Here is a 15,745-nt window from a genome sequence, read left to right on the forward strand (position 1 = left end):
CCCAGTATATGAAGATAAACGTACCTTATTGTTTAGTACTCCCGACGTCTTCCTGATAAAACGTCAACATCTGCGATTAACAGCCTCTCCTTTTAATATCATTTAACTAGTTATCAGACAACTAGGAAAATGAAACATCAGTGGAGGTTATGCTATGTGGCGCCCGCTTTCAGCTCCATAGGTAGTTTTTAGCCTGATTTTTTTGCTGCTTACGATTTATTATCACTTCGAAAAGGGTGTATGCTACTACTATGACTATTAGGTAAAATTACCTAATCATCTGTAAATCCCCGATTACTTACGTTTTACTATTTCACGTTTAATTCTCTAAAATCCATGAGCAGATTTTCCTTGCTTTTTGGGCGGTTTAGGACTCCTATTCTAACCTATGCCCTCCTACTGCTGGCCGTTGGCAGTTATGCCTCCAGCCACCGCGAGGCCCCACTGATCTCAAACGATCCGCTGGCTGACAACACCGATGTATATGCCTTCAAGAGCCCCGACGACCCAAACACCATTACGATTATTGCCAATTATATTCCGTTTCAGTCGCCGGAAGGTGGCCCGAACTATTACAGCTTTGGCGAACGAATACGTTACGAAATTCACGTAAAAAATAAAGCGACGACACAAACTGACGACATTACGTATCGCTTTACGTTTACCCGCAACAATGAAGACCCTACTACGTTCTTCAACATCCGCTTGGGTAAGCAGAATATCAAAACCACGTATATCTGCGAGAAGAGCGTGAACGGCGGCCCGTTCATGACCATCGTGAGCAATGGCGTAGTACCTGCCTACAACATTGGGCCACGCTCCATCGAAAACAAAACGGTTGGACTGGGTGCTACGTCCTACAATGATTTGCTTCAGCAATCAATTGCCTCTGCTACGTCGGGTGAGAAAGTTTTCTGCGGCCCCGCCGATGATCCATTCTTTGTCGATTTAGCAGGTGCCTTCGATGCAGGCAATTTCCGTCCCGACGGTAACACGGTCAATCCGCCCAAGGATGGTCTTGCCCGATACAATGTTCACTCTATTGCGCTGAAAATTCCGGTGAATCTGTTGCAGAAAGATGGGAAATCGGTTTCGCAGGCTGCTACCATTCTTGACCCTGATTTTGTGATCGGTGTATGGGCGTCGGCCAGTCGACAGAAGATTAAGACGTTGTATGGTGGTGGCGATATTGGTTATGATGGCGGCTGGGTGCAGGTATCGCGCTTGGGCATGCCTCTGACTAACGAAGCCGTTATTCCCATCGGCATGAAAGATCGCTGGAATACCCTGACTCCATACAGTGGTAACGACCTACAATTCGCCAAGTACTTCACTAATCCAGAGTTAGCTCTGTACATGGACGATTCGCAGTTTGGTGGTGCAGTGCCTTCGTTGAAAGGAGTGCGCATTCAAACAAAATCGCTGGGTTCGTTCGATTTCCGAAATGGCAAACCTGGCCTGTTCGGTCTGAAAGGAGCCGCAGCGCTGAATGGTACAGCCCTCGCCGAGAGCGCATTTGGCGGTATCCTGCTTCCCGATGCAACCAGCCCTCGCGCGGTGGATTTGCTGCCGATTTTCTACACAGGCGTACCTAACCTGGCGCCTTATCAGTTAGCAACCGGCAAAAACGGCAATCCATTAGCAGTAGGCAAACCGTTTATTCACAACTTCCTGCCTACGTTGGGCGACATGCTACGTCTCAACATGGCTGTGCCGGCTACCCCACGTAACGACCCAAATTTCTCTTCGCTGGGACTGGTTTGGGCTGCCGTACTTGGCCTGACGAATCCAACCTACACCAACGCAAATCTTCAGTTCATTCCAAACATGGATGGCTTCCCGAATGGTCGTCGATTGGAGGATGACGTAACGACCATCGAATTACAAGCCGTTGGTGGTGTTGTACTTGCCGCTGTTGGTTTGTGGTATGATGATTTCACGCCGGGAGGAAATCCGGTAACGCCTAACCTGGCCAAAGTGCTTGGCTTCAGTGCGGGCGTAACCAAAAATGACACGACGCTCAAAGCGACGTTCCCCTACGTTCAAACACCGTGGAGAGGCTACGATTACACGCTCAAGGCTCGCTATTAACTCATCATTCTTCCGACATAACAATGAAAAAAATACTCCATATAATGCTGATGGTGGTACTGTTGTACCTGCCTTGCAGCCAGATAACCTGGGCGTCTTCGCACCGCGAGGCTCCGTTGATTTCGGCAGATCCGCTGGCCGATAATACTGACGTATATGCGTTTAAAAGTCCGACCGATGCTGAGAAAGTCGTTTTGATTGCCAACTACATTCCGTTTGAAGATGCCTCTGGCGGACCAAACTGGTATACGTTCGGGCAAAACATTCGCTACGAAATCCACGTAAAAAACAACGCGGCTACACCCGGTGATGACATAACGTATCGTTTTACATTCACGACGGTCAACGAAGACCCTACTACGTTCTTCAACATCCGCCTGGGCAAGCAGAATCAGAAAACGACGTACACCTGCGAACGTAGCATTGATGGTGGACGTACTTTCACGGCCATCATCACGAATGGCGTAGTACCGCCTGCCAATATTGGCCCGCGCTCTATCGAAGACAAAACGGTTGGCTTGGGTGCAGCAAACTATAATGCGCTGGCAACCAAAGCCATTACTACAGCCTCGACTGGTGAGCGTGTTTTCTGCGGCCCCATTGATGATCCCTTCTTTGTCGACCTGGGTGGTGCATTCGATGTAGGTAATTTCCGGCCGAAAGGTCGCGATGCAGTTGCGCGTTACAACTGCCACACGATTGCCATTGAAGTGCCAGTTGCTACGTTGCAAAAAACGGGCAAGTCTGTGGCGCAGGCCGCTAACATCCTTGATCCTGACTACGTTATCGGTGTGTGGGCGTCGTCCAGCCGGAAGATGATTCAGACGCTGAATGACGGTGGGGATGTATCTTTCGATGGCGGCTGGGTGCAGGTTTCACGGCTAGGCATGCCTTTGACCAATGAAGCTGTTATCCCCATCGGCATGAAAGATCGCTGGAATTCGGTAACGCCTTACAACAGCAACGATTTGGCGTTTGCCTCATATTTCACCAATCCCGAGTTGGCCCTTTACATGGATGATTCGCAGTTTGGAACGGCGGTACCCGGTCTGGCAGCGCTACGTATTCAATCGAAATCGTTAGGATCATTTGACTTCCGCAATGGCAAACCCGGTCTGTTCGGACTAAAAGGCAATGCCGCTCTCAACGGCACAGCTCTCGCCGAAAATGCTTTTGGGGGAATCCTGCTGCCAAACGCCACCAGTCCGCGCGCCGTCGATTTACTGCCTATTTTCTATACGGGCGTTCCTAATCTGGCTCCTTACCAATTGGCAACGGGCAAAAACGGCAATCCATTGGCAGTCGGCAAGCCTTTCATAAACAACTTCCTGCCTACGCTGGGTGACATGTTACGTCTCAATATGGCCGTACCAGCTACCCCACGTAACGACCCGAATTTCAGTTCGTTAGGACTGGTACAGGCTGCTGTACTTGGTCTGACGAATCCAACGTATGCGAACACCAATATCCAGTTCATTCCGAACATGGACGGTTTCCCGAACGGTCGCCGGTTGGAGGATGACGTAACGACGATTGAATTGCAGGCCGTGGGTGGCGTCGTATTGGCCGCTGTTGGACTTTGGTATGACGATTTCACACCCGGCACAACAGCTAGTCCCGTAACACCAAACTTGGTGAAGGTGCTGTCATTCAACGCAGGCGTAACGAAAAACGACACTACGTTGAAAGCGGCTTTCCCCTTCGTGCAGGATCCCTGGCGCGGATTTATCGGCAAAGGGTACGTAGCGGAGGAAGCCAATGTAGCAAAACCATTGGCTGCTACGGTTGTTGCTTTCGACTGCGCTACAGGTAAGCTTTCATTTGGTCGGGTCGGTGGCGATCCAAATCGTCAGGTTGAGTACCTGGCAGCGGGTACTTTCAACGGTACGTGGAGTACCAACGTAAATCAGCAGATCGAAGCCGATTTACTGCGCGATGTGAAAAGCAGCCGTTCCCTCTGGATTTGGGCACGTTACGTCGGTGATCAGTCGTCGCTGGTGAATTACATGTTTGACTTCCGCACACCATGTGGTTTGCGGCAGGGCGTTCCAGAAGCGAAAGAGCCACTGACACTACGTGTGATGGGTAATCCGACCACCAACAACGAAGTTACTGTGCAGGTAACCGGAGCGGCTGGTCAGCAGGTGCAGTTGATACTGACAAATAGTAGTGGACAACGTATCAGTCAGCAGATTATCAACGAAGCAGCTTCGGCCGAACTACGTACCGTTTCGCTCGGCGATCAGACAGGAATTTACATCCTGCAAGCCGTAACTGGCACTGAACGTCAGTCCGTTAAAGTAATTCGACGCTAAGTCTCATCCTGATAAATGGATAATGTAAAATGAATAATGGATAGTTACGAATCTGACAATCAAGGTTAAACGTATTATTCATTATGCATTTTACATTATCCATTCACTTTTATTGACACATCCTTTATGAACTCCCTATACTATTTCACAAAACAGAGTAAAACGATCGGTTTGCTCGTATTACTCTCGCTGATGTTCACGCAGATAGCCTGCAACAACAGCAAAAAAGAAGCAACTACCACCAGCGGCCCAAATCTGGAAATACCTCCTCTATTCGAACGTAGTGGTGAATTAGCCAGTGCCGAAGAATGGCCACGTACCAAAGAAAAGGTGGCCGAATTGAAAGATAAAATCAAAAAGGAGCCAAACGACGTAAAGCCACGTTTACAACTCGTTGTAATTTATTTATCCGAGGCACGTATCACAGGTGAACACCCCTATTATTACCCGGTTATCCTGACCATGCTCGACGGTGTGCTGGCTATGGACCCGAAAAACTTTGAAGCCACTACGTTCAAGGCGTCGGTTAAAATGTCGCAGCACCAGTTTGCCGAAGCTCGTGAACTGGCCGAAAAAGCGCGTCAGATCAACCCCAATAATGCCTATGTGTATGGCGTATTGGTCGATGCCAACGTAGAGCTGGGCAATTACGAAGAAGCCGTAGCGATGTCGGATAAGATGCAGGCGTTGAAGCCTTCGCTGGAAGCCTATTCGCGGGCGTCGTATCTGCGCGAAATTTATGGCAACTATCCTGGTTCTATTTCGGCCATGCAGCTGGCGGTGCAGGCTGGTCTACCCGGTTCTGAGCCACAATGCTGGACCAAAAATATTCTCGGTCATTTGTACGAAACCACTGGCCAGCTCGATAAGGCGGAGCAACAGTACGGCGATATTCTCAAATTACGGCCAAGTTATGCCTTCGCGATGGGGGGACAAGCTCGCGTCTATAAGGCTCGCAAAGAATATGATAAGGCGTTGGCTACCCTCGACAAAGCCGCTGCCGTGATGCCTGAGTTTTCGTTCCACGAAGAGATGGCTGAAATCTATGCGTTGCAAGGAAACAAAGAGAGGGCGCAAAAGAAATACGCTGAAGTAGCGAAGATGCTCAATGAAGACGCCCGTTCTGGACACGCGGTTGATCTTGAACTCTGTAAACTGTACACCAAGTCGGGTCAGTTAGATTCTGCGGCTTTTTACGGCATGAAAGAGTTTCAGAAACGTCCCAAAAACATTGACGTTAATCACGCGCTGGCCTGGGTTTATTACAACCAGCATGATTATAAAAAAGCGGGGCAACATATGCAGGTCGCCTTACGTACAGGTAGTAAAGACCCTGAATTATTGCAGCAGGCGGGGGCCATTGAGCTGGCTTTGGGTAATCAGCAGCAGAGTAGCAAACTGGTAGCGGCTGCCCGAAAAACCAATCCAAAGTTCACGCTCTGATAACCAGCCAGTTTCCGAACTGCTACGTCTCTTTAGCCACTACGTTTTCGATTTTAGGTTTTTTACCATCATAATTCGGGATGGTTTGGTTGCGTATTGCCTATTAGTTTTGACCATTTGTTCGATTACAATCTCATGCTACATGTCTATATTTACCTGTGCGCTCTCCTCGTAAACAGACGTAACAGACTGAATACCATACTATTTCTGATTATTAGCCTGCCCGTTTATGCGCATTTAGGAAATCTGTCGGGCACTGTATATGACCAGGCAACGAATCTGCCCTTACAGGGTGTTACCGTTCAGCTTACCGGACTGGGCAAAGCTGCCGTAACCAACGAACTCGGTCAGTATCGTTTTCAGAATCTGGTGGCGGCTCCTTACAAGCTCGAACTGTCGCACGTCGGTTTTCAAACGCAGATTATTAACGTAACGGTGCTCGACGATCAGATCACTACGTTGACAACCAGTATGGTGACCGCTTCGGTCGAGTTACGTGAGGTGGTCGTTTCGTCGCAGCGGGCGCATGACCAGCAGCTTATTAGTAGCGTCGATATTAAGCTACGCCCGATTACCAATTCGCAGGAAATACTTCGCATGGTTCCTGGCTTGTTTATTGGTCAGCACGCGGGTGGCGGGAAAGCCGAACAAATTTTTCTGCGCGGTTTCGACCTCGACCACGGCACCGATATTCGGCTGAGCGTGGATGGAATGCCGGTCAATATGGTTTCGCACGCCCACGGACAGGGCTATGCCGATTTGCATTTTGTGATTCCTGAACTGGTAGAAGGCGTCGATTTCAAAAAAGGCCCTTACCGAACCGATAAAGGCAATCTGACTACGGCTGGCTGGGTCGACTTTCGGACACGTACCGCGCTTGATCACTCGTTCTTCAAACTCGAAGCTGGTCAGTTTGATACGTATCGGGCTGTGGCCGGAATTGATTTGCTAGCACAAAAAGGTCGTGACAAAAGCCAGTCGGCCTACTTAGCATCGGAGTATTCGTATACGAATTCGTATTTCGATAATCCTCAGAATTTCAAGCGGGTGAACGTAGTAGGTAAATACCACGGACACATATCAGCCAATACTAACCTGACGCTGACCGGTACTACGTTCTGGAGCAAGTGGAACCATTCGGGCCAGATTCCCGACCGGGCTGTCGATTCGGGTCAGGTTGGATTCTTTGGCTCGGTCGACCCGACCGAAGGCGGTGAAACCAGCCGCACGAATGCGAATATTCAGTTGGTGACCGTAACGCCAGGTAATCACGTTATCAAAAACCAGTTTTTCTACAGCAACTATAATTTCGAACTGTATTCAAATTTTACTTTTTTCAAGGAAGACACGATCAACGGCGACCAGATTCGCCAGAAAGAAAGTCGGAATCTGTTCGGCTACAACAGCAGTTATTCTATCGAAAATACCATCGGCAAAACAAGATGGGCAACAACATTCGGCGCGCAGTATCGGCAGGACGTAACGAAACATACAGAACTATCGCATACGCTTAACCGCGTCGAAACGCTGAATCCTATTCAGTTTGGCAATGTAAATGAAATCAACGCTGCCCTATACGCCGATGAGCTGATTCAGCTTTCCAGGCGATTCACGCTGAATGCTGGCGTGCGGGTCGATTACTTTCGAAGTCAGTATGAAGATTTGCTCGCCATATCAACTAGCCTTAAGCGATCTACGCAAGCCATTGTGTCGCCCAAGCTGAATTTGTATTATACCGCGAATCCACAGCTACAACTTTATCTGAATACGGGTAAAGGGTTTCACTCTAACGATGCGCGCGTAGTAACGGCACAGAACGGACGCGAAATTCTGCCAGCGGCTTACGGGTCAGATTTAGGGGTCATTTTCAAACCCTTTCCGAAACTGCTGATCAATGCGGCTGCCTGGTATTTGTGGCTCCAACAGGAATTTGTCTACGTTGGCGACGAAGGCGTGGTTGAACCCAGCGGACGCTCCCGGCGTCAGGGGATCGACGTATCAGTACGTTATCAGCTTACCAAAACGCTGTTTGCCGACCTCGACTTCAACACGGCCAAACCTCGCGCCATCGGTGCCGAAGCTGGGCAAAATTATTTGCCCTTAGCACCAACGTTTACGTCGGTGGGTGGTTTGTCGCTACAGAACGCTGGTCCCTGGAGTGGCTCGCTACGTTACCGATACATGGGCAATCGACCAGCCAATGAAGATAATTCGATTGTGGCCAAAGGTTATTTCGTCACTGATCTTCAGGCGAATTATACAAAACACGCCTATGCCATTGGGTTATCCGTACAAAACCTGTTGAATACGCGCTGGAAAGAAACCCAGTTTGCCACCGAAAGTCGGCTTAAAGGTGAAGCGGCTGCTGTCGATGAAATTCATTTCACGCCTGGCACACCGTTTTTTGCAAGACTGAGCGTTACGTTCTTCTGGTAATTGAAAAACATTTTTTGTCATCCTGACGCAGCCGGGCCCGCAACGGCGGACCGTGCCGGTGCAGAAGGATGACAAAAGTAAATACCTGTTATTCCATCGGCAAAATAATCGTGAAGGTAGTACCCTGTCCAATCTCCGACTTAACTTTAAGTAAGCCGTTGTGATTACGGACGATCTTACGACAATAAGCCAAACCCGTGCCTCCCCCAATCTTGTTAGTCAATGAGTTACCAAAAACGTCAAAAATTTTGGCGAGTTGTCTTTTTTCAATCCCAATTCCATTATCTGTCAAACTGATTTCGACATAGTTAGCCGACGTAGCATCGGACAATTGTTCAGCTAAATCAGACTGAGTTAATTCGTTGGAAGTGATGGTTACACCTGGAGCAATACCCTCCTTCGAGAATCGAATGGCATTATTGAGTAAATGATAAAAAAGAAGTTCCAGTTGCGAGGGAATACCCCGAATGATTGGTAATACGTCAACCTGAATCGTTGCATTTTGAGCCTTTGTAAGCAACAATTCACACACGGAGGCAATCAGTTCGTTCAGGTCAATACGCTCAACCGCTACGTCGTTCACCTCTAATTGAGCAAAGCCAGACAGCCCCTTAATCATCTTCGAGAACTTCTGCGCATTGTCGTCAATTTTGTGAGCCAATTCTCTGGCTTTATTAAAATCATTGCTTTCCGTAGCATCGATCAGCATCCCACTGAAAATGCGAAGTTTTCGGAGTGGTTCCTGCAGGTAATGGTTCGTTACTTCCTGATACTGACGGTTTTCGTGGATTGAATCAGTAAGCTGATAATTCAGTTTTTTAACCGTCAACTGGCTTTGATTAAGCAATTCAAATTGCTGCAGATGAAAGGCAATCAGGTCAGCAAATAAGCTGAACATGCCCGTTACTTTGGAATTATTGAGTTGAGCCGGATTTGGGTCTATGGCACAGAGCGTACCAAAGAATTCACCGTTCTTCAAAACGATAGGGAACGACACATAACTCTGAAAACCATACATTTGGGGCGTGTGATGGTTACAGAAAGCTTCATCTTCTGCTACATGATCAATAATTACCGCCTGATGCGAATCCCGAATTTCATTACAAATGGTTGTAGCAATTTCTAACTCGCCACCCGGAGTCAAACCAAACTGAATATCGTCGCGAACCGAACAGGCAATCCACCGATCCTCAGTGACACGGGCAACTGCAGCAAACCCCATTCCTGTAGTCTGACAAACTACATCGAGAATTGTAGGAACGATTGAGATCTGCTGTATACGCTCAATATCTCTACTTAAGTTGGTATCCTTATTATCCATTGTCAAATGATAATCCTATCCAAATATCTTTATTTCTTTTGATAAATATCAAATTGTATTTATAGCTAAATCTCTACTGTTGTTTATAAAATATTTAGTCCGGTAATATAAAAACGAAGCGCCAACTCTAAATAAGAATCGGCGCTTAATCTTAGTTTTATCCTATATAGTGGAGATAGTCGGATTCGAACCGACGGCCTCTACAATGCCATTGTAGCGCTCTAGCCAACTGAGCTATACCCCCGTTTTGTGGGTGCAAAGATGAGCAAAAAATCATCTCGTCCCAAACCGCCGTTTATTTTTTTCTTATCTACCGATTACTTTTCCGTTTACACAGTTAAAGTTTGTTTTCTGCCCGCGATTACGTAGCTTTGATACAGTCCCGTACTCGTATGCATACCGTTTATATCATCTATAGCCCATCCACTGACCAGTATTTCATTGGTCAGACGAAAGATTTGAAAATTACGCTGTGGCAACACAACGCGAAAACCAATCCAGCCACCGCCGACGGGAAACCCTGGGAAGTGAAATTCACCCAGCCCTTTGCTACGCGCAATGAGGCCCTGAGCCTGGAAATGAAACTGAAGAAGAAAGATCGTAACTTTTGGGAAGAGCTAATCAATGCTCCTCAGCCAACGATCTGAGCCACATGATCCTATACGTTGAAACGAGAAAGCCGCTCCCAAGGAGCGGCTTTCGTTATAATAGGCCCCGACATGCTCTGGCTGTCGGGGCCTGTTGTCGGCGACTTAAAACGGACGTAGTGCTTTCACAAACCGTCCTTTAAAATAGTCGGAATATAGATTATCTTCCCGAACGCCCCTAGATGATGACGCATGAATGAAGCGGATATTCTGGTCACCATTTACTTCCGTCACAATCCCCGTGTGTGATACGAAACCAGCCTTTCCTTTGTCGGGAACGAAAAAGATGAGGTCGCCGGGCAGGATTTCGTTTACCTCCACTTCTCGCCCCACTTCCGACTGCTGCCACGAAACCCGGGGCATTCGCAGCCCAACGGTATTGAACACGGCGTAAACCAGTCCTGAGCAATCGATGCCATCGGTGGTGTTGCCGCCCGTCCGATACGGTGTACCCGTATACGTGCGGGCAATTTTCACTACCTCCGGCACGTAGCGGTTTTCGTAGGTACGTCCGTCAACTACTTTGCCAACTGGTTTAGCAGGCACAGATGGTGACCGGGCTGGAGTTTTACCAGTTCGGGCAACAGGTCGTGATGATGAACGACTGACGGATGGGCCATTGGAACGTAGAACCTCGCAGGACGTAATGAGTGATAGCAGGCAGGCGCTCAGCAGTACGGGACGAATAATCTCCCGAGACAAGCGTGGAAGCATACACGTTTGGGTTAGGGGAACATATACCGATTTGCCCCATTCTAGCACGTAGCAAGGGCTGTAACCGGCTTAAAAACCATTACATGAACGGTGCAACCTATTAAATTTTCAGAGATAATGCAATCCGTTTGCGGGCTTTATCTACTTCCAGCACCTTAACTTTTACTTTCTGGTACACGCTGACGACAGTTTTGGGGTCTGATACGTAGCGATTCGCCATCTGCGATACATGTACCAGTCCGTCCTGTTTCACCCCGATATCGACAAATGCACCAAACGCGGTAATATTTGTCACCACACCGGGGAGAATCATGCCTTCGTGTAAATCATCAACGCTTCGAATGCGACTATCGTATTCAAACACTGATAGTTGTTCCCGCGGATCACGTCCCGGTCGGGCCAGTTCGGCCAGAATATCCTTAAGTGTCGGCAACCCAACCGTATCACTAACGTAGCGTTCGGGCTTGATTTGCTCCCGTAACTCGGGTCGACGTATCAGGTCAGTCACGGTACTTTTCAAATCGGTTGCCATCCGCTCAACCAGCGCGTAGCGTTCAGGGTGAACGGCGCTGTTATCGAGTGGATTAGCTGCTTCGTCGATACGTAGAAAGGCGGCACATTGCTCAAAAACCTTCGGCCCGAGTCGGGGTACTTTTTTAAGTTGATTTCGCGACGTAAAAGCGCCATTTTCAGCCCGATACGTAACGATATTTCCAGCCAGTTGCGGCCCGAGCCCTGATACGTAACGTAGTAGATGCGGGCTGGCTGTATTGAGCGACACGCCCACCTGATTCACGCAACTTTCGACTACTGTATCAAGGCTATTTTTCAATTCCGCCTGGTTAACATCGTGCTGATATTGTCCCACCCCAATTGATTTTGGATCGATTTTTACCAGTTCAGCCAGCGGGTCCATGAGCCGACGCCCAATACTCACCGCACCACGTACTGTTACGTCCTGATTCGGGAATTCTTCGCGCGCTACGTCCGACGCTGAATATACAGAAGCGCCCTGTTCGCTAACCATGAAAACTGGCTTGTTCAGTTGCAGTTGCTGGATAAACTCTTCGGTTTCGCGGCCTGCCGTACCGTTACCAATCGCAATGGCGTCGATTTTGTGTTTCTCGACCAGTTTTTGTACCAACTGAATGGCCTGTTGCCGTTGCGCTTCTGAATGACTCAGGTACAGCACCGTATCGGTCAAAAGATTACCCTGTGCATCCAGACAAACGGTTTTGCAGCCCGTTCGATAACCGGGGTCAATGGCCAGTACGCGTTGTTGCCCAAGTGGTGGACTTAACAACAACTGCCGCAGATTATCCGCAAAGATTCGAATGGCTTCGTTGTCGGCTTTTTCCTTTGAACTGTTCGCAAATTCGGTTTCAATCGATGGCTTAAGCAGCCGTTTATAGCTATCTCGAATCGCCAGCGTCATTTGTTCGTGGCAGGCACGTGTTGCAGATCGGTCGGCCACGAACTGACGTTCGAGTCGTTCGAGGGCTGCTTCTTCGTCAGGCCCAATACTTACCGACAGAAACCCCTCGGCTTCACCCCGACGTAGTGCCAGCAATCGGTGCGAAGGCACGCGACGTAGTGGTTCAGCAAAATCAAAATAATCGGTAAATTTCACGCCTTCCGTCTGTTTCCCTTTTTTAACCACAGAGCGAATAATAGCTTCTCGGTCGAACAGGTTACGCATTCGCTGGCGGGCGTCGGCATCTTCGCTGATACGTTCGGCCAGAATGTCGCGGGCTCCTTGTAACGCATCTGCTACGTCGGGAACAGCATCCGATACGTAGCGCTGGGCCACTCTATCAAGATTACTCTCCCGTTGCAGTTGTATTACGTTGGCAAGTGGCTCCAGACCGCGCTCAATGGCGATAGTAGCGCGAGTCTTACGTTTCTGACGGTAAGGCAGGTACAGGTCTTCTAAATCGGTCAGTGAATCGGCGGTTTCGATTTTCTGGCGCAGGTCGGGGGTTAATTTTTTCTGCTCGTCGATGGATTTGAGGATCGCATCCCGGCGTTTATCCAGTTCGAGCAATTTTTGATACGTATCGCGAATCTGCCCGATTTGCAATTCATCGAGCGGAGTACCATTGGGCGATGCGGTGGCTTCCTTGCGGTAACGGGCAATAAAAGGTACGGTGGCTCCGCCATTGAGCAGGTCGATGGTGGCGCTCACCGACTTTGGATTCAGGCTCAGCCTTGCGGCAATACGTTGTTCAATAGTCTGGGACATGTACTAAAAGCGGTAATGAAATAAGCCACAAAAATGGCTCTACAAACCGACAGGGCAAAAAAAAACATGCCGTGGGGCATGTTTTTACAACGGTCGTCTGTATATCTTACAATTAAGCTATCTCGACATTTACGGCGTTTAGGCCTTTCTTACCCCGTTCAACTTCAAATTTTACTTTGTCGTTTTCACGGATTTGGTCGATGAGACCAGTAGCGTGTACAAAAATGTCTTCGCCACCTTCATCGGGTTTAATGAAGCCAAACCCTTTGGTTTCATTAAAGAATTTTACAGTTCCTGTTTGCATTGTTTGGTTTAAATTTGGGCGAATAACGACACAATAAACTTTATTTCCAAATCTATTTCCCAAAATTCTACCGTTGAATCAAACTTATTTTCAACCTAAAATTGGTCAAAACATACTTCCATTGTGGATTTTTTAAAGATCGCCCTTATTTCTTAATTTCTTTACCCACCGTCAAGTGACCCAACTTCGAAAACTGTGTCTGAATTCCAGAGCGTATGCTTCAATTTATAGCTTACGATTTCGCACTAGTTTATAATTTCTCATAATTGTTTACTTATAACAGTAATTCATTTATTGGGCCCATACATTAATTGACTTGACGGATATGGTAGCGACGACGGAAGTAGCCCCCCCTAAGGCAATCACTCAAATAGATAAGCGTACGAATATTTCAAGGAAGGAATTACTCGCTGAATATGTTGAACCAGCCATTCCGGTAGTGCTCACAAATGCTACGCATGACTGGAAAGCCATAGGTAAATTTACCCCCGAATTCTTCAAGAAGAACTACGGTCATATTTCCAAGGAAATTAAAGGCGTTACGTATACTTTGTCAGAATACGTTGACCTAATGCTAGCGTCGACACCTGAAAAACCAGCCCCTTACCCGTTCAATATCGATATGCGGCAGTACGTACCCGAACTGTTGGGGGATATACAGCCCGAAATTCTATACGGAAAATCGGATCGGGTCAATCATCCGCTGCTGCCCAAGTTTATGCTCAATGCGACAACCGTCTATGAACTATTTTTTGGTGGAAATGGCGGTTATTTTCCATTTCTACACGTAGACGCTCTGTTCCTGCATACGCAGATTACTCAGTTGCATGGTTCAAAGGAGTTTTTCCTATACTCTCCTGATCAGGCACCTTACATGTACCCGCGCGAAGACAACGATAAAATTTCGCAGATTGACGCATTTAATCCTGATTACGAAAAGTTTCCGCTTTTTAAAAAAGCTAAACCACTACGTATAACGGTTGAAGAAGGCGAAACCATTTTGTTTCCAACGCGCTGGTGGCATACGACCCAAATTCACGAGCCATGCATTTCGGTTGGGCGTGTACAACTCAACGCCGGAAACTGGGGCGATTTCACCGACGACATTTACAAACTCTGGAACCGATTGCATCCTGGCCACCCGAAACTGGCAGCTCCAGCGCTGATTTACAACAAAGTAATTGGGCAAGTCATGAATATCCAGGAGAAGTTCTCCGCTGTCTAACGGTTTCTTTCTTAACCATTGCGTACCGTATCAGCCCACGCCTTTAGGTGTGGGCTGATACGTTTATCCTCCTGTTACGTCCTGACCTGCTGTCGATTTCACTACTTTCCGTATTTTTGGCGGCTTACACTAAAAAATGAGTAGTGAAGATTGACATAACTTCGTTCATGCGAATAGCGAGTATGGTTGGGGCATTGTTGATTGGCGGCCTGAATGCGGCTTCGTCGCAGGTTGTCATCAGCAATAACGACGAGCCCTCGCTGTATACGTACTGCCAGCAATTTCAGACACTATACATCCAGATTCGCGAACAAACCGTCACGCCCGATTCGGCCCGGAAACAGTTCAGTGGTATTATGCATAGTTTGCAGAAGCGGTTTCGAAGCGAGGAAAGTTACCCCCAGGATTCCCTCCAGCGCGACAGTCTGCAACGAACAGGGCTTTACTTTAATTTCCCGATTCGCGGATATACCAGCAGTGCGATTGGCGGCACACATGGCGAAGGTTATATAGGAAGGGGCTTCGATTTGTTCGATTATAACGTAAGAGGCAGCCATCCGGCCCAGGATATTTTCATCAGCGACCGCAATCAGGATAACATCGACGACCGAAATGGGCAACCCGTCGATATACTAGCCATGAGTAGTGGACTAGTACTGGCCATCGAAACCGCCTGGAAACCCGGTTCCGAATACCGGGGCGGCAACTGGATTTGGGTATACGATCCTATTATGCACGGTCTGTTTTACTACGCTCACAACAGCCAGGTCGATGTGCGGCCGGGGCAATGGGTCGAAGCGGGTCAGAAGCTGGCCGAAATGGGCCGAACGGGTTTCAACGCCTACAAACCGCGTTCGCCAACACATCTGCATTTGATGTATCTGCAAATTCAGCCCGACGGCCTCCCCTCGCCCATCAATCCGTATTCATGGCTGCTTACGGCGAAACTATCTAAATGATGTAGGATATATGGTATATGAGGTTCTCTGCCAACGTATAATACATCA

Annotated in this window: 11 protein-coding genes and 1 tRNA gene; 7 read left to right on the forward strand and 5 right to left on the reverse strand. The window is 48.1% G+C overall.

The genetic code is table 11. From position 1 onward, the window contains the following. Positions 1-336 precede the first annotated feature (336 nt). The 4 genes from IC229_RS19580 to IC229_RS19595 all read left to right on the forward strand — a co-directional run bounded on the left by IC229_RS19580 (position 337) and on the right by IC229_RS19595 (position 8,285). The gene (locus IC229_RS19580) at positions 337-2,091 is read left to right on the forward strand and encodes a DUF4331 domain-containing protein (RefSeq protein ID WP_190888697.1); all 1,755 of its coding nucleotides are present in this window, start codon (positions 337-339) and stop codon (positions 2,089-2,091) included. A 50-nt stretch (positions 2,092-2,141) separates the two neighbouring features. Next, positions 2,142-4,406, forward strand: coding sequence for a DUF4331 family protein (locus tag IC229_RS19585; RefSeq protein ID WP_190888739.1), 2,265 nt, complete (start codon positions 2,142-2,144; stop codon positions 4,404-4,406). Between the two features lie 126 nt (positions 4,407-4,532). After that, positions 4,533-5,849, forward strand: coding sequence for a tetratricopeptide repeat protein (locus IC229_RS19590; RefSeq protein ID WP_223834084.1), 1,317 nt, complete (start codon positions 4,533-4,535; stop codon positions 5,847-5,849). Between the two features lie 135 nt (positions 5,850-5,984). Next, a complete protein-coding gene (locus IC229_RS19595) occupies positions 5,985-8,285 on the forward strand; it encodes a TonB-dependent receptor (protein ID WP_190888698.1) in 2,301 nt (766 codons plus the stop codon). Between the two features lie 88 nt (positions 8,286-8,373). Here IC229_RS19595 and IC229_RS19600 read toward each other — a convergent pair whose 3' ends face one another. Beyond that, positions 8,374-9,507 (reverse strand): sensor histidine kinase, encoded by a 1,134-nt coding sequence (locus IC229_RS19600; RefSeq protein WP_449451358.1) that lies wholly within the window; start codon positions 9,505-9,507, stop codon positions 8,374-8,376. A gap of 269 nt (positions 9,508-9,776) precedes the next feature. Continuing rightward, positions 9,777-9,850: transfer RNA gene (locus IC229_RS19605), tRNA-Ala, on the reverse strand. A gap of 148 nt (positions 9,851-9,998) precedes the next feature. Here IC229_RS19605 and IC229_RS19610 point away from each other — a divergent pair. Further along, positions 9,999-10,253 (forward strand): GIY-YIG nuclease family protein, encoded by a 255-nt coding sequence (locus tag IC229_RS19610; protein ID WP_190888700.1) that lies wholly within the window; start codon positions 9,999-10,001, stop codon positions 10,251-10,253. A gap of 105 nt (positions 10,254-10,358) precedes the next feature. Here IC229_RS19610 and IC229_RS19615 read toward each other — a convergent pair whose 3' ends face one another. The 3 genes from IC229_RS19615 to IC229_RS19625 form a co-directional block, all read right to left on the reverse strand. Further along, positions 10,359-10,967: a C40 family peptidase gene (locus IC229_RS19615; RefSeq protein ID WP_190888701.1), complete on the reverse strand. Its 609-nt coding sequence runs from the start codon at positions 10,965-10,967 to the stop codon at positions 10,359-10,361. A gap of 100 nt (positions 10,968-11,067) precedes the next feature. Then, a complete protein-coding gene (locus IC229_RS19620) occupies positions 11,068-13,209 on the reverse strand; it encodes a Tex family protein (protein WP_190888702.1) in 2,142 nt (713 codons plus the stop codon). 112 nt (positions 13,210-13,321) lie between these two features. After that, the gene (locus IC229_RS19625) at positions 13,322-13,513 is read right to left on the reverse strand and encodes a cold-shock protein (protein WP_190888703.1); all 192 of its coding nucleotides are present in this window, start codon (positions 13,511-13,513) and stop codon (positions 13,322-13,324) included. A gap of 325 nt (positions 13,514-13,838) precedes the next feature. Here IC229_RS19625 and IC229_RS19630 point away from each other — a divergent pair, with 325 nt between their 5' ends. Both IC229_RS19630 and IC229_RS19635 read left to right on the forward strand, forming a co-directional pair. Further along, positions 13,839-14,738, forward strand: coding sequence for a cupin-like domain-containing protein (locus IC229_RS19630; protein WP_190888704.1), 900 nt, complete (start codon positions 13,839-13,841; stop codon positions 14,736-14,738). Positions 14,739-14,905: 167 nt separating this feature from the next. Further along, on the forward strand, positions 14,906-15,697 hold the full coding sequence (locus IC229_RS19635; protein ID WP_190888705.1) for a M23 family metallopeptidase: 792 nt from the start codon (positions 14,906-14,908) through the stop codon (positions 15,695-15,697). Positions 15,698-15,745 lie beyond the last annotated feature (48 nt).

This window comes from Spirosoma profusum, from assembly GCF_014699005.1.
GTDB lineage: Bacteria > Bacteroidota > Bacteroidia > Cytophagales > Spirosomataceae > Spirosoma > Spirosoma profusum.

Excerpts from the sequence above, each read along its gene's own strand:
- IC229_RS19580 (WP_190888697.1), top strand. The coding sequence starts at position 337 with ATGAGCAGATTTTCCTTGCTTTTTGGGCGGTTTAGGACTCCTATTCTA.
- IC229_RS19585 (WP_190888739.1), top strand. The coding sequence starts at position 2,142 with ATGGTGGTACTGTTGTACCTGCCTTGCAGCCAGATAACCTGGGCGTCT.
- IC229_RS19590 (WP_223834084.1), top strand. The coding sequence starts at position 4,533 with ATGAACTCCCTATACTATTTCACAAAACAGAGTAAAACGATCGGTTTG.
- IC229_RS19595 (WP_190888698.1), top strand. The coding sequence starts at position 5,985 with ATGCTACATGTCTATATTTACCTGTGCGCTCTCCTCGTAAACAGACGT.
- IC229_RS19600 (WP_449451358.1), bottom strand. The coding sequence starts at position 9,507 with ATGGGGTTTGCTGCAGTTGCCCGTGTCACTGAGGATCGGTGGATTGCC.
- IC229_RS19610 (WP_190888700.1), top strand. The coding sequence starts at position 9,999 with ATGCATACCGTTTATATCATCTATAGCCCATCCACTGACCAGTATTTC.
- IC229_RS19615 (WP_190888701.1), bottom strand. The coding sequence starts at position 10,967 with ATGCTTCCACGCTTGTCTCGGGAGATTATTCGTCCCGTACTGCTGAGC.
- IC229_RS19620 (WP_190888702.1), bottom strand. The coding sequence starts at position 13,209 with ATGTCCCAGACTATTGAACAACGTATTGCCGCAAGGCTGAGCCTGAAT.
- IC229_RS19625 (WP_190888703.1), bottom strand. The coding sequence starts at position 13,513 with ATGCAAACAGGAACTGTAAAATTCTTTAATGAAACCAAAGGGTTTGGC.
- IC229_RS19630 (WP_190888704.1), top strand. The coding sequence starts at position 13,839 with ATGGTAGCGACGACGGAAGTAGCCCCCCCTAAGGCAATCACTCAAATA.
- IC229_RS19635 (WP_190888705.1), top strand. The coding sequence starts at position 14,906 with ATGCGAATAGCGAGTATGGTTGGGGCATTGTTGATTGGCGGCCTGAAT.